The organism is Pseudomonas sp. HTZ2 (genome assembly GCF_033173945.1).
GTDB classification, from domain to species: Bacteria; Pseudomonadota; Gammaproteobacteria; order Pseudomonadales; family Pseudomonadaceae; genus Aquipseudomonas; species Aquipseudomonas guariconensis.
This window is the reverse complement of the sequence record NZ_CP137332.1, coordinates 4321214-4340376: the sequence shown is the minus strand read 5'-3', so window position 1 is coordinate 4340376 and position 19163 is coordinate 4321214. Positions and strand designations below refer to the sequence as shown.

The window sequence follows — 19163 nt, the reverse complement described above, 5'->3', positions numbered from 1 at the left end:
GAATGGTGTAGGCGCTGCTTTGGCGGTGATGCTGGAGGGGGAGAAACGACATGGGGAGCCGAAGCTCCCCAGGAAAGTCGTTGCGTGCTCTTATTGTTTTTCTGCCGGGCTTCTTGTTTTTGTTGATGCCCTGCCCACAAATCTCAAAGCTTGTGGACGACCCCCAACCCGGGGGTGAAGAGCAAACGGATTGCTTTGGTCGCTGATGTTATGCTGATCGTTCGATCCAACCAGTTCAGGCGCTGCTTTTTAGTGCAGTTTTTGTTGTTCTCTGCCTGGCTGTGGGGCAAGCCCCAAACACAACTCCTCTCCAAAAGAATCAGTTAGCTGCGCCTCCGCCGTCTTGTTTTTATTGTGCGTGAGCCGTTTCGTCTTGTTCTTATTCTGGATTGCAGTGCTTGTTATTGTTCTTGTACCAGACATATAGCAGGTGCCGTGCCAACTTTGCTAAACCCAGCAAAATCAAGGCTTTGCGGGTTCTGTGCTTTCGGTGTCATGCAGAAAATGTCGAAATTTCGTTACCGTACGCCTCGGCTGATGTTACGCCTGGGCGGGTGGGGTAACAGATTCCTTGGGCAACTGCGCTGTTACCGAGGAACACCGGCAACGCCGATGTCAGTGCGGCGAGTAGGTTTCTTCGTGGCGGCACCCGCTCCCGCAGGTTTCGTGGCGCATTCATCGACACGCTGTACCTGTAGGAGCGGGTTCGTCCACGAATAGGCGCGAGTGAGCACCACAAGACAGTGGGTTTCTCACGAGCTGCGTGGTGTTTTGGGGAGGAAGGCGCAGGCAGGAGAAAACCCTCCTGCCTCTGTAGCGGGGAGGGGCGGATCAATTGTCGCTAGTGGCATTGCTCTTGCGCCGTGGAATACCCAGGCGTTGACGTCGTTCCCACAGGCATTTGCGGCTGACGCCCAGCTTGCGGGCCAGCTCGGTCTCGGTCATGTGATCCTGATGCTCGAGGACGAAATGCTGGAAGTAGTCTTCCAGGGACAAGTCCTCGGTTGGTTCATGGCTGGCGTTGTTGGTACCGGCGCCGGCCACGGCCGGAGCGGTGTCGAACGGCCCTTCGTCCTCCAGGCCGCTCAACTCGATGTCGATGCCCAGCAGATCAGCGGAGATTTCCGCGCTCTCGCTGAGAATCACCGCGCGCTCCACGGCGTTTTCCAGCTCGCGTACGTTGCCTGGCCAACTGTAATGACGGATCGCTTGCTCGGCCTCGGCGGAGAAGTGCAGATCGTCTCGGCCGATGCGAGCGCTCTGGCGGGCCAGGAAGGCATCGGCGATTTCGTTGACGTCGCTGCCGCGCTCGCGCAGGGCCGGAAGCTTCAGGGCAATCACGTGCAGGCGGTAATAAAGGTCTTCGCGGAACTGCCCTGCCTTGGCCAGGTTCTTCAGGTCGCGATGGGTCGCGGCTATCAGACGGACATCGACCTTCTGCGATTGCACCGAGCCGACCCGACGGATCTCGCCTTCCTGTAGCACACGCAGCAGGCGGGCCTGGGCTTCGAGTGGCAGCTCGCCGATTTCATCGAGGAACAGCGTACCGCCGTCGGCCGCTTCGACAAGGCCGGCACGGCCTGCGCTGGCACCTGTGAACGCGCCTTTCTCGTGGCCGAACAGTTCGGACTCGATCAGGGTTTCCGGGATGGCCGCGCAGTTGACCGAGATCATCGGGGCTTTGGCGCGACGCGACAGGTTGTGCAGGGCGCGGGCGACCAGCTCCTTGCCGGTGCCGGATTCACCCTGGATCAGGACATTGGAGTCGGTAGGCGCGACCTTGCGGATCTTGCCGAACATGTCCTGCATCGGTGGGCACGAGCCAATGATGCCGATCTCGCCGTTGGCCGAGGCCGGGCTGGCCTTGTCGGCGGCGACTGCCTTGCCGTTGGCGCGCGGCTCGGCGGCGCTGACGGCGGCAGGTGCCGGGGCGTTCTGCCGGTCGCGCAGGATGCGCGCCACGGCCTGGAGCATCTCGTCGTGATCGAAGGGCTTGGCGATGTAGTCCACCGCGCCCATTTTCATCGAATCGACCGCCGAGCGCAGGCTGGCATAGCTGGTCATGATCAGCACCGGTGTGCCCTGGCCGAGCTTGATCAACTCGGTGCCCGGGGCGCCGGGCAGGCGCAGGTCGCTGACGATCAGGTCGAAGGTGGCAATGCTGAAGCGTTCCTGGGCTTCCTGCACCGAGCCGGCTTCGCTGACTTGGTACTGGTTCCGCTCGAGCAGTCGACGCAAGGCCGAGCGGATGATGGTTTCGTCTTCGACGATCAGAATGTGCGGCATTGATTCAATTCTCTCGACGGTCTCGAATTTCAGGGGACGTCGCTACGACATGCCTTGGCAGGGTCACGCGGATCCGGGTACCACGTTGGCGTTCGATATCGGCCGGGCTGTCGATGGTGATTTGCCCATAATGCTCTTCCACGATGGAATAGACCAGAGCAAGCCCCAGTCCAGTGCCTTCGCCAGGGTCCTTGGTGGTGAAGAAGGGCTCGAACAGCCGGTCCATGATGTTTTTCGGGATTCCGCTGCCTTCGTCCTCGACGATCAGGTCGACAGTGTGCTCACACACAGCGCTGCGCACACGCACGGCGCTGCCGGGCGGGGATGCGTCGCGGGCGTTGGAAAGCAGGTTGATCAGCACCTGGGCCAGGCGCTGGGGATCACCCTCGGCCCAGTGATCCGGGTCGCAGAGGTTGAAGAACTGTACTTCGAAATTGCGCCGGTTCAACGCCAGCAGACCAATGGCATCTTGCGCGACTTCGGCCAGGCACACCGGCTCCTCGCTGTTCTGGTGGCTGCCACCTGCATGGGCGAAGCTCATCAGCGACTGGACGATGCGCGAAACGCGTTTGGTCTGTTCGATGATCTGGCTGGAGAGTTCGATGATCTCTCCATCGCCTTCACGCTCTTCGCGCAGGTTCTGCGCAAGGCAGGCGATGCCGGTGATAGGGTTGCCGATCTCATGGGCCACGCCCGCAGCCAGGCGACCGATGCTCGCCAGGCGCTCTGAGTGCACCAGTTTGTCTTCCAGGGCCTGGGTTTCGGTCAGGTCCTCGACCAGCAGCACCAGGCCGCTGTTGCCCGGTGCCAAGGGCTCGGCGATGGCCGCCTTGTGCAGGTTGAGCCAGCGGGTCTGTCCGTCCAGGGCCAGGCGCTGCTTGTGCAGGTGTTCGTCGGGGATGTTGATGAAGTTCTGCAACAGCCCGCGCCAAGGCTCGCTGACAGTGACCAGACGCGAGCCGACCACATGCATGGCAGCCACGCCGGTCAGCTCTTCCATGGCTTTGTTCCACATCAGGATCTCTTGGTCCTTGGCCAAAGAGCACACGCCCATGGGCAGCTCCTGCAGCGTCTGGCGGTGGTAGCGGCGCAGGGCATCGAGCTCGGCGGCGAGGCCGGTCAGGCGCGAGTGGTAGTCTTCCAGGCGGCTTTCGATGAAGTGGATGTCTTCGGTGACGTAGTTCTCGTTGCCCGATTTGTAGGGCAGGAAGGTCTCGACCATGTCCTGGGCCACGCTCGGCCCCATCAGGCCCGACAGGTTGGCCTCGATGCGGTCGCGCAGGCGGCGCAAGGCATAGGGGCGGCGTTCGTCGAAGGGCAGGTAGAGGTCACGCAGGGCCTGCTCGACTTCCTTCTGCGCGGCCTTCGCGCCCAGGGGCTTGGCCAATTGGGTGGCGAACTCCTGGGGCGAGGCGGCATGTAGCTCACGCCGTTGTGGCCGGCGCACGTTGTCCACGGCGCAGGCCTCGGCAGCGCTGACTTCTTCGCTGCTGGCATTGGTGAACAGCGAGATCAGGGTGAACAGCAGGACGTTGGCGGCCAACGAGCCGATGGCTGCCATGTGCCAGCTGGTGTCGTCCAGCACGTAGATCATGTCCAGCAGCGGGATATAGAAGCCCTGCAGATTGCCCAGCAGCGGCAGCAGCATGGTCACCATCCACACCGCGATGCCCGCCATCAGGCCGGCGATGAAGCCGCGGCGGTTGGCAGTCGGCCAGTACAGCACCGAAAGCACGCCCGGCAGGAACTGCAAGGTGGCGACGAAAGCGACGATGCCCAGGTTGGCCAGGCTCTGGTGATTGTTCTGGGTCAGGTAGAAGACGAAGCCTGCCGCGATGATGGCGACGATCAGGGCGCGCCGGGTCCACTTCAGCCAGCGGTAGATGTTGCCCTCGGCCGGTGGCTGATAGAGCGGCAGCACCAAGTGGTTGAGGGCCATCCCCGAGAGGGCCAGGGTTGTGACGATGATCAGCCCGCTGGCGGCAGAGAGGCCACCGACATAGGCGAGCAGGGCCAGCGCTGGGTTATCGGCGGCGATGCCCAGGCCCAGGGTGAAGTACTCTGGATTGGTGCTCGCGCCCAGGCGCAGGCCGGCCCAGAGCACCAGCGGCACGGCCAGGCTCATCAGCAGCAGGAACAGCGGCAGGCCCCAGCTGGCGCTGACCAGCGAGCGCGGGTTGAGGTTTTCGGTGAAGGCCATGTGGTACATGTGCGGCATGACGATGGCCGAGGCGAAGAACACCAGCAGCAGGGTTCGCCACGGACCTTCCTGCAGCGGCGTGTGCAGTGCGGCCAGCGCAGTCTGGTTCTGCAGCAGCCAGACCTCCAGCTGGTGCGGACCGCCGAATACGCCATACAGCGCATACAGACCGATACCGCCCAGGGCCAGCAGCTTGATCACCGATTCGAAGGCGATGGCGAACACCAGGCCTTCGTGTTTTTCACGCGTGGCGATGTGGCGCGAGCCGAAGAAGATCGTGAACAGGATGATCAACACGCAGAATGCGAAGGCTACCCGAGCCTTGACCGGCTCGCCGGTGAGGATGCTGATCGAGTCGGCCACCGCCTGGATCTGCAGGGCCAGCAGGGGCAGCACACCGATCAACATGAAGATGGTGGTGAGCGCGCCGGCCCACGTGCTGCGAAAGCGAAACGCCAGCAAGTCGGCCAGCGACGAGAGCTGGTAGGTGCGGGTGATCTTTAGAATGGGATAGAGCAGCACCGGCGCCAGCAGGAAGGCCCCGGATACCCCTAGGTAACAGGCCAGGAAGCCATAGCCGTACTGATAGGCCAGGCCCACCGAGCCATAGAAGGCCCAGGCACTGGCATAGACGCCCAGGGACAGGGTGTAGGTCAGCGGGTGGCGGATGATCGAACGCGGGATCAGCCCACGCTCGCTGATCCAGGCCACACCGAACAGCACCAGCAGGTAAGCGGCGCTGATCAGGATCATCTGGGTCAGGCTAAAGCTCATCGGCATCTCGTTGGCTCTGCAAAATGAAGGTGACGACGATGAGGATCAGCCAGAGCAGGTAGGGTCGGTACCAGGCACCGGTCGGCTCGATCCACCAGTCCATGATGGCCGGGGAAAACAGGTAGATCCCCACGACCAGAAGCAGGACCAAACGATAGATGTACATGCTGGCCTCGAAGGTTGGGCGCTGCGGGCTTGGACTTATTATTGGCGCAAATGGCTGGGACGATGCTAGCGGGATTCATCCTCGCTCGGCAACAATTTGAATTTATTGGGTTTTTGCACCGCGCTTGTTACAACGGGCCTGCGCGAACGCTCGATCAGCGCAGGTCAGCCTCCGGCACCGTCAATTTGTGGGCGATCGCCTCGGGGCGCCACTGCTGCCGTGCGACCGTCAGCACCTCGGCGGGGCTGGCGCGCTCCATGCCAGGCTCTGTGGCCTGGCCCAGGGCCCGCAAGGCGCGCAACAACAGGGGCGTAGCTTGATCGGCCGCCAGTGGTGGCGAGCGATAGGATTTACCCAGCTTGTGGCCGTCCGGCTGAGTGATCAGCGGGATGTGCAGGTAGCGTGGCTGGGAGAAGCCCAGCAATTCCTGCAGGTAGAGCTGGCGAGGTGTGTTGTCCAGGAGATCGGCGCCCCGCACGATATCGGTGACGCCTTGCCAGGCATCGTCCAGCACCACGGCCAGTTGGTAGGCGTAGAGCCCGTCCCGGCGCTGGATGACGAAATCGCCCACCTCACGTCCCAGGTGTTGCTCGAAAGCCCCCTGGACGCGATCGGTGAAGCGGTAGATCAACTCCGGCACCCGCAGGCGGATCGCCGCGCCTTCGCGGGCATGTCCGGCGTTTCGGCACAACCCCGGATACACCCCGCCATAACCCTCCAGTTGTTTGCGCGAGCACGTGCAGGCATAGGCCAGGCCCATGCGCATCAGACGCTCGACCACCTCGGCATAGGCTTCGTGGCGCTGGCTTTGGTGGACGACCTCGCCGTCCCACTCCAGGCCGTAACGCTCCAGGGTCTGCAGGATGGCATCCCGTGCACCGGGCATTTCCCGAGGCGGGTCGGTGTCCTCCATGCGCAACAACCAGCGTCCGCCCACCGCGCGGGCATCGAGCCAGGAAGCGAGCGCCGCGACGAGCGATCCGAAGTGCAGAAAGCCGCTGGGGGTGGGGGCGAAGCGCCCGATATAGCTGGAGTCGTTCATGGGTTTGCAGGCTATATAAATGAAACGGGGCGCATCGAGCGCCCCGTTCAGGTGGGAATCAGGTCAGGCCTTGCCGACCTGCTTTTCCTTCTTCTCCGCCAGTTCCTTGCAGTCGAAGCACAGGTCGGCGGTTGGGCGCGCTTCCAGGCGACGCAGGCCGATCTCGACGCCGCAGGCTTCGCACCAGCCGTACTCTTCGTCCTGGATCGATTGCAGGGTCTTGTCGATCTTCTTGATCAGCTTGCGTTCACGATCCCGGTTGCGCAGTTCGAGGGCGAATTCCTCTTCCTGGCTGGCACGGTCGGCAGGGTCCGGGAAGTTGGCTGCTTCATCCTTCATGTGGTCTACAGTCCGATCCACACTGGTCATCAGCTCTTGCTTCCAGGCACTGAGGAGTTTGGTGAAATGCTTGCGCATGGGTTCACCCATGTACTCTTCGCCCGGCGTTTCCTTATAGGGTTCGACACCGTACATGGTTTGACCGGCTTTTTGCTTTTCTACGGTGGACATGAATAGACCGCCTCTCACTCATCTGATCCAATGCGCAGGCTGCTCCATCTCCGGCACCCGCCGGCCCTGCGACTGCGAGCCGCCGAACTTACCAGATAGATCGGGGGTGCGCTACCCCGCCCGATCCTAGGAGTTGACAGCGGTGCGAGCCGCACGTTCGATGCCTCGCAGGGGTAGAATCACCAGTTTAGACCCAATTGAGAGAAGGCCCATGGCTCAGCCCTACAGTGCACGCAGTCGCGCTATCGAACCCTTCCACGTCATGGCGTTGCTGGCGCGCGCCAATGAGCTGCAGGCGGCTGGCCATGATGTCATCCACCTGGAGATCGGCGAGCCGGACTTCACCACCGCCACGCCCATCGTGGCGGCTGGCCAGGCGGCCTTGGCCTCGGGCCACACCCGCTACACCGCGGCCCGCGGCCTGCCCGCCCTGCGCGAGGCGATTGCAGGTTTCTACGACCAGCGCTACGGGGTGAGCGTCGACCCTGAACGGATCCTCATCACCCCGGGCGGATCCGGTGCGTTGCTGCTGGCCAGCAGTCTGTTGGTCGATCCGGGCAAGCACTGGCTGCTGGCCGACCCCGGCTACCCGTGCAACCGCCACTTCCTGCGTCTGGTCGAAGGTGGGGCGCAACTGGTACCGGTAGGGCCGGACGTCAATTATCAACTGACGGCCGACCTGGTCGACCGCTACTGGGACAAAGACACTGTCGGTGCCTTGGTGGCCTCGCCTGCCAACCCCACGGGTACAGTGCTCGAGCGTGACGAGTTGGCCAGCCTCTCCAAGGCTACCCGCGAGCGCCACGGGCATCTGGTGGTGGACGAAATCTATCATGGCCTCACCTATGGCATGGACGCACCGAGCGTGCTGGAGGTGGACGACCAGGCGTTCGTCTTGAATAGTTTTTCCAAGTATTTCGGCATGACCGGTTGGCGCCTCGGCTGGCTGGTCGCACCGCCCAGCGCGGTGAAGGACCTCGAGAAGCTGGCGCAGAACCTCTACATCAGTGCGCCGAGCATGGCCCAGCATGCCGCGCTGGCTTGCTTCGAACCTCAGACCCTGGCCATTCTGGAAGAACGTCGTGCCGAGTTCGCCCGCCGCCGGGACTTTCTGCTGCCGGCGCTGCGCGAGCTGGGCTTCGGCATCGCCGTGGAGCCGCAGGGCGCTTTCTATCTGTATGCCGATATCAGTGCCTTTGGTGGCGATGCCTTCGCTTTCTGCCAGCACTTCCTGGAAACCGAGCACCTGGCCTTCACGCCGGGCCTGGACTTCGGTCGTCACCAGGCCGGTCATCATGTGCGGTTCGCCTACACCCAGAGCCTGCCGCGTCTTGAGGAAGCCGTGCAACGCATCGCACGTGGCCTGAGGAGCTGGCAAGGCTGATGTTGTTCTTCCCTGCACTCGAACAGGCGCGCTTGTTGCGCCGCTACAAACGGTTCCTGGCCGACATCGAGTTGGCCAGCGGTGAGCAACTGACTATCCACTGCCCCAACACCGGCTCGATGCTCAATTGCATGCGCGAGGGCGGGCAGGTTTGGTTCAGCCGCTCCAACGACCCCAAACGCAAGTTGCCCGGCACCTGGGAGATCAGCGAGACGCCCCAGGGGCGCCTGGCCTGTGTCAACACGGGGCGGGCCAATGCCTTGGTGGAGGAAGCGCTGCGCGCCGGACGTATCACCGAACTGGCCGGGTTCACGGCGCTCAAGCGCGAAGTGGCGTATGGCGAGGAAGGCAGCCGGGTGGACTTTCGTCTGGAGTTCGCCGAGGGGCCGGCTTATGTGGAGGTCAAGAGTGTGACCCTGGGCTACCCGGACACGCCGGTCGCAGCTTTTCCCGACGCGGTGACCCAGCGCGGCGCCAAGCACCTGCGCGAGCTCGCAGCCCTGGCGCGCCAGGGAATCCGTGCGGTGCAGTTGTATTGCGTGAACCTGACCGGTGTCGAGGCGGTGCGTCCGGCCGAGGAAATCGACGCGGCTTATGCCCAGGCCCTGCGCACTGCAGTGGCCGATGGCGTGGAGGTGCTGGCCTACGGCACGCGCCTGGACGCCGAGCAGATCGTCATCGACAGGCCATTGCCGGTGCTGCTCACGCCTTGAGCCAGATGCCCTGGCTGTCTTCAAGGCAGGCCAGTGCCTGCAACTGTTCGCCCTCGCAGGGGCCGGCCACGCATTCGCCGCTTTCGATCAGGAACAACGCGCCGTGATGGGCGCAGTGGATCAGGCTGGCGCTCTGATCGAGAAAAGCATCCGCCTCCCAATTCAATGGAATGCCCTTGTGGGGGCAGCGGTTGCGATAAAGGTAAACCTGGCCCTGACGCCGTACGCCGAAAACTTGCTCGCCCGCTACGCTGAATGCGCGGCTGTGGCCTTCGGCGAGATCGAGGGATGCGCAAAGGAAATGCATTGAAGCAGACAGCTCATGTGACAAAGGGATGGCTTGACGCCTCAATGCGAACAATTATCAAATTGCTCGCAGTCGCTGCGCCAGGCTGCCTATGGTGCGCAGTTCCGTCGCCCGCTACAAGGCGCGCGGCCCGCCTTCTGTAAAGGAAAACGATGATGCGTCGTCCCGCTGCCCTGATCGTCCTGTGTGCAAGTCTTGTACTTGCCACCCAGGCATTGGCCGCCGAGCTACCCCAGCGCTGGGTCAGTGCGGGTGGCGCCTTGAGTGAATGGATCAGCGCCCTGGGGGGGGAGCGGCAACTGGTGGGGGTCGATACCACCAGTCAGCACCCTGAGTCGCTCAAATCGCTGCCTAGCATCGGCTATCAACGGCAATTGTCCGCCGAAGGGATTCTCAGCCTGCGCCCGGATGTCTTGGTCGGCACCGAGGAGATGGGGCCGCCGCCGGTGCTGGCGCAAGTGCGCAAGGCCGGGGTGCGGGTGGAGTTGTTCTCCAGCAAGGCCGAGTTGGACGCCGTGGACGATAACCTCCAACGCCTAGGCAGTTTGCTGGGGGCCGAACAGAAAGCCGCCGAGCTGACCGCCGGTTACCACCGGCAACTCGATGCGCTGCAAGCCAGGGTCAAGCAGGCCCAGGCCAGCCAGAAGGCGCCAGGGGTTCTGCTGCTGGTCGGGCATGCAGGTGCCAAGCCCCTGATCGCAGGCCTGGGCACATCGGGGGACTGGCTGCTACGCCAGGCCGGTGCCCGTAACCTGGCCGAGCATCCGGGTTACAAGAACTTCTCGGTCGAGGCTCTGGCAGCGCTGGATCCAGATGTGCTGGTGCTCTCCGATCGCAGCCTCGAGGGCGAGCAGGCGCTGCAGGCGTTGCTCAAGGAAAACCCCGCGCTGGCCACGTCCCGGGCAGTCCGAGAGAGGCGCCTGGTAGCGCTGGACCCGACCTTGCTCGTCGGTGGTCTTGGTCCGCGCTTGCCAGCCACCTTGACCGCACTGGCCGAGGCCTTCTATCCGGTGGCCAAGGCCCAATGAGAGGCCGCGTTCAGTCCCGCGCGCTGTTTGTCTGTCTGACGCTGTCTTGCCTGTTGGCCGTTTGGTTGTCGCTGGCGCTTGGGCCGGTCAGCCTCCCGCTGTTCGATACCCTGCGTGCGGGCCTGCGACTGCTGGGTGTGCCGGTTCACGCCGAGGGGCTGGAACAAGCCGAGATGATCCTTGGGCAGATCCGCTTGCCTCGTACCCTCCTGGGGCTGGCTGTGGGCGCGGTGCTGGCGCTGTCCGGCGTGACGATGCAGGGGCTGTTCCGCAACCCTCTGGCAGATCCTGGGCTGGTCGGGGTGGCCAGTGGAGCAGCGCTGGGGGCGGCGGTGGCGATTGTCGGTGGTAGCTGGCTGGGCGGGATCCCAGAGTGGTTCTCGCCTTACCTGTTGTCGGGCTGTGCCTTCGTGGGCGGCCTCGGTGTGACCGCGCTGGTGTATCGCCTGGGCCGGCGCGACGGGCAAACCAGCGTCGCCACCATGCTGCTCGCAGGCATCGCCCTGACTGCATTGGCCGGTTCGGCGGTCGGCTTGTTCACCTACCTGGCCGATGACGCCACGCTGCGCACCTTGACCTTCTGGAACCTGGGCAGCCTCAACGGTGCCAGCTACGAGCGCCTGTGGCCCTTGCTGCTGGTGACAGCAGCGGTTGCGCTGTGGCTGCCACGCCGCGCCCAGGCGCTCAATGCCCTGTTGCTGGGCGAGTCCGAGGCCCGGCACTTGGGCATCGATGTGGAGTCGCTCAAGCGTGAGCTGGTGTTCTGTACTGCCCTGGGCGTGGGGGCTGCGGTGGCGGCTGCGGGGTTGATCGGTTTCATCGGCTTGGTAGTGCCGCACTTGATGCGCTTGCTGGCAGGCCCCGACCATCGGGTGCTGCTGCCTGCCTCGTTGCTCGCAGGGGGCGCCTTGCTCTTGTTCGCCGACTTGGTGGCCCGGCTGGCGCTGGCACCGGCGGAGCCGCCGATTGGCATCGTTACTGCGTTCCTCGGCGCGCCGTTCTTCTTGTTCTTGTTGATACGAGGGCGAAGCTGATGCTGGAAGCCCAAGGGGTACGTTTGCGGCGCGGAACCCAGGACGTGCTGCAGGCGATCGACTTGCACGTGCGTCCTGGGCAGGTCCTGGGTGTACTGGGCCCCAATGGGGCCGGCAAAAGTAGCCTGTTGGGCGTGCTGTGCGGCGAGCTGGCTCCCAGTCAGGGGCAGGTGCGTTTGCGTGGTCGCACCTTGGCGGACTGGCCAGGCCAAGCACGCGCTCGTTGCCTGGCGGTACTGCCGCAGGTTTCCACCCTTGGGTTTGCATTTGGTGTCGAAGAAGTGGTCGGGCTTGGCCGGCTGCCTCACGCCAGTGGTCAGCAACGCGACCAGGAAATCGTCCACGCCGCCTTGGGTGCGGCTGATGCCCTGCACCTGGTCGATCGCAGCTACCTGGCGCTGTCCGGTGGCGAGCGCCAGCGGGTTCACCTGGCCCGGGTGCTGGCGCAGCTGTGGCCGGGGGAGGAGGGCGCCACCCTGCTGCTGGACGAGCCCACTTCGATGCTGGACCCCTTGCACCAGCACACCACCTTGCAAGCGGTGCGGCGCTTTGCCGACCAGGGCGCGGCGGTGATGGTGATTCTGCACGACCTCAACCTCGCCGCGCGCTACTGTGACCAGATCCTGTTGCTGGAGCAGGGACGCTGCCATGCGCTGGGCACCCCGCAGCAGGTGCTGACGCCTGACGCGCTCAAGGCGGTATTTGGAATCGATGTGCTGGTGCAGCCGCACCCGGAGCTCGGTCATCCGTTGATCATCACCCGCTAGGAGGCTTTGCCCATGCGCCATCCCGTGCTGTCCGGCCTATCGATCCTGCTGGCTTTGGTGTTGTCCGGCTGCCAGGCCAGCCTGCCCGACTTGCCGGCGTGGCAAGCCGGCGAAGGACGCGATAGCGCACAACTGGGGCAAATCCGTGACCTGGCCACGGGTGAGCAGCTCACGCCAGAGCAGCTAGTTGCGTACCTGGCCCCGGCGCCTCGGGTGCTGGTGGGAGAGAAGCACGACAATCCCGATCACCACGCGTTGCAGCTGTGGCTGTTGCGAGCCTTGGAGGCCCGTCGCCCCCAGGGCAGTCTGTTGCTGGAGATGCTGCAGCCTTCGCAGCAACCGCTGATCGATGCCGTGCAAGGGCAGGCGGTCATGCCTGAGGATTTGCCCAAAGCCCTGGCCTGGCAGGACGGCTGGGACTGGCAATGGTATGGGCCGATCGTGCAGGAGGCTTTGCATCGGCAGATTGCGCTGCTGGCGGCCAATCTTTCGCCGGAGGAGTTGCGTCAGGCTTATCGGGACACCCCGGTGTTGCAGGGGCCGCGCTCGAATGCACCTGCGGTCAAGGCTGCGCTGCTAGACCAGGTGCGCGCCGGACACTGTGGATTGCTGCCGGAAAACCAGCTGCCGGCCATGCTTGCCGTGCAGCAGCAACGCGACCGCCGCATCGCCGAACGCGTCCTTGGCGCGCCACAACCGGCCCTGTTGCTGACCGGCAGCTACCATGCGCGCAAGGACTTGGGTGTGCCACTGCACCTGGCTGATCTGGGCGCAGAGGGCGAATCCAAAGTGTTGTTACTGGTGGAGGTGGGCGAAAAAGTCGAGCCGGGCATGGCCGACTACGTCTGGTACACGGCCGCCTTGCCTGAACAGGACTACTGCGCCCGATTGCGTCGTTGATCGGACTTTGTTTATCGGAGGCAAAAAAAGACCCGGCAAAGTGCCGGGTCAATAACCGTGATTAGCCTGATGAGGAGATAATCTGAGCGTCCGAACCAAGGACTTTTCAGGTTATCCAACCAGTCTCGCGACCAGTTGTGATAATCATAACGATTCTCATTTATAGGTCAATCCCCCCATCCCGCCTATTTTGATTTTTTTTGCACAGGGCTTTTGGCGTCCAGCTGTTCATCGAGCGCTTGTTTACGCTCGACCGGCAAATCATTCCAGTGCATGTCCAGCAGTGCCGCCTCGATGGAGTACAACAACACCTTCGATGCCCGGAACCCCCGCGACTTCACAGCCTGGTAGGCGCCTACCGCGCCCAGGCGGCGCAAGTCCGATGCACTGTGGATGCCGACGGCATGAAGCCATTGCGCGGAGGTCTTGCCAAGATTTCTCAGATGCTGCAATTCATCGTTCATCGGGCCTCCTTGCGATGGCTGAACGAGGTCTTTGGGATAAATCGCGAGCAGGTTTCAGAGGAGTGTAGCGGGGGTTGGGAAATACGCGGCCTTTTGCCATCGACCCCCGACGAGGGCCACCCTGAAAACCGGGCGTTGGCATCTGTGAGCGTGGCTTTACCCGGTCGCGATGGCATGCAAAAAGGGCTGCAAGAGCAGCCCTTCATGAATCGTTCAAATGCCTGGGAGACGCTGGCGGATCTGCTCGATCAATTGGTCCATGCTGGCGCTTTCCTGTGTGTCCACCCGCTTGCAGTGGGGCAGTTCTTCGGCGCTCAGCGGTTCGCGGCTGGCCTGTTGGGCCTTGACCACTTCCAGGGTGGCATCGGAGGGGTCGTTAGCCTCGGTCTGGCGCTGGGCCAGCCAGCTGGCGATGACCGCGTCGGGCGCCTGGCAATCGAGGATCAGGAACGGAACGCCCGTTTCGTTGGCAACCTGGGCCGCGGCTTGGCGCTGGGCCAGCTTGAGGTAGGTGGCATCGAGCACCACCGGGAAGCCTGCACGCAGGATGATCGCCGCCAGCTCATGCAGGCGCTGATACGTGGCGCGGCTGGCGTCCTGGTCATAGATGCCGGCCTGCAGTTGGCCAGCGCTTTGTTGCTGTTGCTCGCCGAACAGGCGCTTGCGCTCGACATCCGAACGTACACGAATCGCGCCCAGGGCTTCGACCAGACGCATGGCCACGTGGCTCTTGCCCACGGCCGAGACGCCATGGGTGATGGCCAGCAGCCGCGATGGAATGGCACTGTAGCTTTCGGCCAGGTTGGCATAGTTGCGGTAGGTGCGCAGGGTGGTGGCACGCTGCACGCCGTCGGCATCGGCCGGCATGCTGAACAGTGCGACCTTGGCGCGCACCAGGGCGCGGTAGGCCTTGTAGAAGTTGAGCAGTTCCAGGCCTTCGTAGTCGCCGGTCAGCTCCAGGTATTGGCTGATGAAACGACGGGCCAGGCATTTCAGCCCGCGGTCTTCGAGGTCCATGGCCAGGAAAGCGGTGTCGGCATAGACGTCGGTCAGGCGGAACGGCTCGTTGAATTCGATGCAGTCGAAGATCACCACCTTGCCGTCGATCAGCGTGGCGTTGCCCAGGTGGATGTCGCCATGGCACTCGCGGATAAACCCCTGGGCCTTGCGCGCCTCGAGCAACCCGTGAAGCCGCTCGAAGCTGCTGCGGGCCCACGCCTGTAGGTTGTCCAGTTGTTGCAGGTCGGCCTTGTCGCTGAGGAACGGACGGATCTGCTCGAAGTTCTGCTCGACCGGTGCCATGACACTGTCAGGTGTGCCTAACGGATGGTCGACCGATACCTTGGGCGCCTGCAGGTGGAATTCGGCGATCTGGCGGGCCATCTGGTCGATGTGGCTGGCATTGAGTTCGCCATTGGCCTGCAAGGTACTGAGCATCTGGCCTTGGGGGAACTGGCGCATCTTCAAGGCATACTCGATCGGTGCGCCGGCGCCGCCCAGTTGGGGAGCATCGGCCGTTCCTGTGATCGGCAGCACTTCAAGGTACAGGCCCTCGGTAAGGCGCTGGTTCAGGCGTAGCTCTTCGTTGCAGAAGTGACGGCGTTGGTCCAGCTCGGTGAAATCCAGGAAGCCGAAGTTCATCGGCTTCTTGATCTTGTAGGCGTACTCGCCGGTCAGCAGCACCCAGGAGATATGCGTCTCGATGAGTTGGAACCCGTCCACCGGGTGGGCATAGAGGGCGGGGTTCTGCAGCGCGCTGATCAGGGCTTGGCTCACGGGCAATCCTTCTGGGGCAGGGAATTCGAAAGCGCCATTATGGTCAATGGTGCCGTCCCTGCAAACAGCTGGAAATCCTGGCGGATGAACGCGAGCTTTCCGTTTCGTCCCGCAGGCCACTAGCCTTTATCAAAGTGCGTATAATCCGCCGCCATGACTCGTACCCGAAACTCCCGTACCCCCAAGAAACGCCCGACCGGCCGCTCCCGCGCCTGGCTGGGCTGGGCGCTCAAGCTCAGCCTGGTCGGCCTGGTGGTGCTTGCCGGCTTCGCGGTTTATCTCGATGCTGTCGTCCAGGAGAAGTTCTCCGGCAAGCGTTGGACCATCCCGGCCAAGGTATACGCCCGTCCGCTGGAGCTGTTCGTCGGCCAGAAGTTGAGCCGCAACGACTTCCTCACAGAGCTCGATGCCCTGGGCTATCGTCGTGAAGCGGCCGCCAACGGCCCGGGCGCGGCCTCGGTCAACGGCAACACGGTCGACCTCAATACCCGAGGCTTCCAGTTCTACGAGGGCATGGAACCTGCGCAGTTCGTGCGCGTGCGTTTCTCCGGCGATTATGTCGCCGGGCTGTCCGGTGCCAATGGTGGCAAGCTGGATGTGGTGCGACTCGAACCGCTGATGATTGGCGGCATCTATCCCAAGAATCTCGAAGACCGGATCCTGATCAAGATCGACCAGGTTCCGCCTTATCTGCTGGAAACCCTGGTCGCCGTTGAAGACCGCGACTTCTACAGCCACCATGGCGTATCGCCCAAATCCATCGCCCGTGCCTTGTGGGTCAACACCTCCGCAGGCGCCATGCGCCAGGGCGGTAGTACCCTGACCCAGCAGTTGGTGAAGAACTTCTTTCTGACCAACGAGCGCAGCCTCAGCCGCAAGCTGAACGAGGCCATGATGGCCATGCTGCTGGAGCTGCACTACGACAAGCGCGAGATCCTCGAGGCGTACCTCAACGAGGTATTCGTCGGCCAGGATGGGCAGCGTGCGGTGCACGGCTTCGGCCTGGCCAGCCAGTTCTTCTTCAGCCAGCCGCTGCAGGAGCTCAAGCTGCACCAGATCGCCTTGCTGGTGGGGATGGTCAAAGGGCCGTCCTATTACAACCCGCGTCGTTATCCCGAGCGTGCGCTCACCCGACGCAATTTGGTGCTCGACCTGCTCGCCGAGCAGGGCGTGGTCAGCCAGGAGATGGCCGAAGCGGCGAAAAAGATGCCGCTGGGCGTGACCAAGCGCGGCAGTCTGGCCGACAGTTCCTTCCCGGCTTTCCTCGACCTGGTCAAGCGCCAACTACGCCAGGACTATCGCGACGAAGACTTGACCGAAGAAGGCCTGCGTATCTTCACCAGCTTCGATCCGATCCTGCAGATGAAGGCCGAGACGGCCATGAGCGAGACCTTCAAGCGCCTGGCCGGGCGCAAGGGTGCCGATGAGGTCGAGTCGGCGATGGTGGTGACCAATCCGGAAACCGGTGAGGTGCAGGCGCTGATCGGCAGCCGGCAGGCCGGCTTCGCCGGGTTCAACCGCGCCATCGACGCCGTACGGCCGATCGGCTCGCTGGTCAAGCCGGCGGTCTACCTGACCGCCCTGGAACAACCCAGCAAGTACACCTTGACCAGTTGGGTGCAGGACGAGCCGTTCTCGGTCAAAGGCGCTGACGGCCAGGTCTGGCGTCCGCAAAACTACGATCGTCGCCCCCACGGCACCATCTACCTGTACCAAGGGCTGGCCAACTCCTACAACCTGTCCACCGCCAAGATCGGTCTGGAAGTGGGCGTGCCCAACGTGATCAAGACCATTGGCAGGCTGGGCGTGAAGGTCGACTGGCCGGCGTTCCCGTCCATGCTGCTGGGCGCGGGCGGCATGTCGCCGATGCAGGTGGCGACCATGTACCAGACCATCGCCAATGGCGGTTTCAACACGCCGATGCGTGGTATCCGCAGTGTGCTCACCGCCGAAGGCGAGCCGCTCAAGCGCTACCCGTTCCAGATCCAGCAGACCTTCGATCCAGGTGCCATCTATCTGGTGCAGAACGGCATGCAGCGGGTGATGCGCGAGGGTACCGGCCGTTCGGTCTACAACGTGCTGCCCCGTTCGCTGACCCTGGCAGGTAAGACCGGTACCAGTAACGATTCGCGCGACAGCTGGTTCTCCGGCTTCAGCCAGGATTTGCTGGCGGTGGTCTGGCTGGGCCGCGACGACAACGGCAAGACGCCGTTCACCGGTGCCACGGGTGCCTTGCAGGTATGGACCAGCTTCATGAAGAAAGCCGACCCGCTGCCGCTGGACATGCCGCAACCGGACAACGTGGTGCAAGCCTGGATCGACCCGTACAGCGGCCAGGGGTCGGACGGTAGCTGTCCGGGGGCGGTGCAGATGCCGTATATTCGTGGAAGTGAACCGCCTGCCGGCGCTGCCTGTGGTGGCCCGCAAGACCCAGTGGAGTCCGTCATGGACTGGGTCAAGGGATGGATGAATTGAGCGCTAGCTTTGAAGAGGGTGTGAAGTGAACAAGTGGTTGTTTCCTGCCTTGACGGCGATTGCCGTGCTCCAGGGGTGCTCCAGCGTTCCGCGCGGCAATATCCCCGTGGTGGACTCGAGCACCCGGGTATCGAACAGTGAGCGAATTGCGAGCAACCGTAACGTTGCCCGCCAGCCCAGCGGAGGCACCAGCCAGGCGCAGTCCCTGCCTGAGGATTCCGGTGTGACCGTGGTGATCCCGCAAGGCGCTGGCGCAGCGCCCATCCAGGCCTTCCCGGCCGGTACGGCTGCGCCAATCAGCACTGGGCCAATCACCCCTGGCCCTGTGAGCAGCGGCCCGATCGCCACCAACCCCAACCCGATTGCCGACGAGCCGTTCGACATCGCCTCGATGAACAGCGCGTCCAGCACGCCCAGCGCTCCGACCGGTATTCCGCGCAGCAACGCCACCGGCGGGCTGTCGGCCGATGAGCAGCTCGATGGGCCGGTGCTGGCGCTGCTGACCACCGCTCAGCAGCAACAGGGCGGTGGTGACTTCAACGGTGCCGCCTCGAGCCTGGAGCGTGCCCAGCGCATCGCTCCGCGCGAGCCGCAGGTACTGTTCCGTCTGGCCCAGGTGCGCCTGGCCCAGGGCGACTCGGCGCAGGCTGAGCAACTGGCACGTCGTGCGCTGACCTACGCCAATGGGCGTCCCGACCTGCAGGCCGAGCTGTGGAACACCATCGCCCAGGCCCGTGAGAAGCAAGGGGACAGCCAGGGTGCGGCATTGGCGCGGCAGAAGGCGCGGACTACCTCGTGATGGAGCAACGCATCCTCGATATTGCCGATCATCTGTTGTTGATCGAGCGCGAATTGCAGGTCCAGGGCTGGTGGAGCGAACAGGTGCCCAGCGCCGAAGCGCTGGCCAGCGTGGTCCCGTTCGCGGTGGATGTAATGACCTTCGAGCAGTGGCTGCAATGGATTTTCCTGCCGCGTATGAAGCTGATCATCGAGCACGGTCACCCGTTGCCCAATGCCTCTGGCATTCTGGTCATGGCCGAAACGGTGTTCGTCGATCGCCCAGAGCAGAGTCGCGAGCTTAGACGTCTGCTGGCAGCATTTGACCAATTGATCAGTCCTTCCGCCTGATTTCTTCTTTTTTTCCTATAAGGGCCGCAGATTGTGGCCCTTTTTTTTGGAAATCTTTATTTTCCTGCTGCTGACCACCTTTTTCGTGGTGGCAGGAATTCATCCTGGGGAAAAATTGGCAATAATTTTTCTTGACTTGCGCGCGACGAATCAGAAGAATCCAGATTCCGCTGTAGAGGGACTGCCAGAAGCAGACCCGCTAAGCAGAT

The 19163-nt window shown here is 63.2% G+C and carries 16 protein-coding genes and 1 pseudogene; 9 read left to right on the top strand and 8 right to left on the bottom strand.

The window, feature by feature from the left end; translation table 11 throughout:
• Positions 1–831 precede the first annotated feature (831 nt).
• The 5 genes from R6G97_RS20065 to dksA form a co-directional block, all read right to left on the bottom strand.
• Positions 832–2286 (bottom strand): sigma-54-dependent transcriptional regulator, encoded by a 1455-nt coding sequence (locus R6G97_RS20065; protein WP_043210058.1) that lies wholly within the window; start codon positions 2284–2286, stop codon positions 832–834.
• A gap of 4 nt (positions 2287–2290) precedes the next feature.
• Positions 2291–5266 carry a sensor histidine kinase gene (locus R6G97_RS20060; RefSeq protein ID WP_168166402.1) on the bottom strand — a complete coding sequence of 992 codons (2976 nt, stop codon included), beginning with the start codon at positions 5264–5266 and terminating at the stop codon, positions 2291–2293.
• Positions 5250–5426, bottom strand: a complete 177-nt coding sequence (locus R6G97_RS20055) for a hypothetical protein (RefSeq protein WP_003250005.1) — start codon at positions 5424–5426, stop codon at positions 5250–5252. Before R6G97_RS20055 ends, R6G97_RS20060 begins: the two co-directional genes overlap by 17 nt.
• 154 nt (positions 5427–5580) lie before the next feature.
• Positions 5581–6468: a tRNA glutamyl-Q(34) synthetase GluQRS gene (gene gluQRS, locus R6G97_RS20050; protein ID WP_090346753.1), complete on the bottom strand. Its 888-nt coding sequence runs from the start codon at positions 6466–6468 to the stop codon at positions 5581–5583.
• Between the two features lie 63 nt (positions 6469–6531).
• Positions 6532–6978: an RNA polymerase-binding protein DksA gene (gene dksA, locus R6G97_RS20045; protein WP_043210050.1), complete on the bottom strand. Its 447-nt coding sequence runs from the start codon at positions 6976–6978 to the stop codon at positions 6532–6534.
• Positions 6979–7189: 211 nt separating this feature from the next.
• Here dksA and R6G97_RS20040 point away from each other — a divergent pair, with 211 nt between their 5' ends.
• Both R6G97_RS20040 and sfsA read left to right on the top strand, forming a co-directional pair.
• The gene (locus R6G97_RS20040) at positions 7190–8362 is read left to right on the top strand and encodes a pyridoxal phosphate-dependent aminotransferase (protein WP_043210048.1); all 1173 of its coding nucleotides are present in this window, start codon (positions 7190–7192) and stop codon (positions 8360–8362) included.
• Entirely contained in the window at positions 8362–9075 is a 714-nt protein-coding gene (gene sfsA / locus R6G97_RS20035) for a DNA/RNA nuclease SfsA (protein WP_070576470.1), read from the top strand. Before R6G97_RS20040 ends, sfsA begins: the two co-directional genes overlap by 1 nt.
• Here sfsA and R6G97_RS20030 read toward each other — a convergent pair.
• Positions 9065–9382 carry a Rieske (2Fe-2S) protein gene (locus tag R6G97_RS20030; RefSeq protein ID WP_070576466.1) on the bottom strand — a complete coding sequence of 106 codons (318 nt, stop codon included), beginning with the start codon at positions 9380–9382 and terminating at the stop codon, positions 9065–9067. The two genes, sfsA and R6G97_RS20030, sit on opposite strands and share 11 nt — an antisense overlap.
• Before the next feature lie 152 nt (positions 9383–9534).
• On the opposite strand from R6G97_RS20030, the gene R6G97_RS20025 reads away from it, so the two are divergent.
• From R6G97_RS20025 to R6G97_RS20010, 4 genes and pseudogenes are all read left to right on the top strand, one after another.
• Complete coding sequence (locus R6G97_RS20025; RefSeq protein WP_043210041.1) at positions 9535–10410, top strand: heme/hemin ABC transporter substrate-binding protein; 876 nt, start codon at positions 9535–9537, stop codon at positions 10408–10410.
• Between the two features lie 50 nt (positions 10411–10460).
• On the top strand, positions 10461–11444 hold the full coding sequence (locus tag R6G97_RS20020) for a FecCD family ABC transporter permease (protein WP_317848170.1): 984 nt from the start codon (positions 10461–10463) through the stop codon (positions 11442–11444).
• 53 nt (positions 11445–11497) lie between these two features.
• Positions 11498–12211 (top strand): annotated as a pseudogene (locus R6G97_RS20015) (heme ABC transporter ATP-binding protein); the annotation flags it as partial.
• A gap of 12 nt (positions 12212–12223) precedes the next feature.
• Complete coding sequence (locus R6G97_RS20010) at positions 12224–13111, top strand: ChaN family lipoprotein (protein WP_043210035.1); 888 nt, start codon at positions 12224–12226, stop codon at positions 13109–13111.
• A 185-nt stretch (positions 13112–13296) separates the two neighbouring features.
• Here R6G97_RS20010 and R6G97_RS20005 read toward each other — a convergent pair whose 3' ends face one another.
• Entirely contained in the window at positions 13297–13575 is a 279-nt protein-coding gene (locus R6G97_RS20005) for a TfoX/Sxy family protein (RefSeq protein WP_043210034.1), read from the bottom strand.
• 213 nt (positions 13576–13788) lie between these two features.
• On the bottom strand, positions 13789–15351 hold the full coding sequence (locus R6G97_RS20000) for a bifunctional aminoglycoside phosphotransferase/ATP-binding protein (protein WP_182941816.1): 1563 nt from the start codon (positions 15349–15351) through the stop codon (positions 13789–13791).
• A 153-nt stretch (positions 15352–15504) separates the two neighbouring features.
• Here R6G97_RS20000 and mrcB point away from each other — a divergent pair, with 153 nt between their 5' ends.
• The 3 genes from mrcB to R6G97_RS19985 are packed head-to-tail and all read left to right on the top strand — an operon-like array spanning position 15505 to position 18954.
• Complete coding sequence (gene mrcB, locus R6G97_RS19995) at positions 15505–17826, top strand: penicillin-binding protein 1B (RefSeq protein ID WP_090346742.1); 2322 nt, start codon at positions 15505–15507, stop codon at positions 17824–17826.
• A 25-nt stretch (positions 17827–17851) separates the two neighbouring features.
• Entirely contained in the window at positions 17852–18625 is a 774-nt protein-coding gene (locus R6G97_RS19990) for a tetratricopeptide repeat protein (protein ID WP_090346739.1), read from the top strand.
• Positions 18622–18954, top strand: a complete 333-nt coding sequence (locus R6G97_RS19985; RefSeq protein WP_043215773.1) for a YqcC family protein — start codon at positions 18622–18624, stop codon at positions 18952–18954. The genes R6G97_RS19990 and R6G97_RS19985 overlap by 4 nt, the downstream gene beginning before the upstream one ends.
• Positions 18955–19163: the final 209 nt, after the last annotated feature.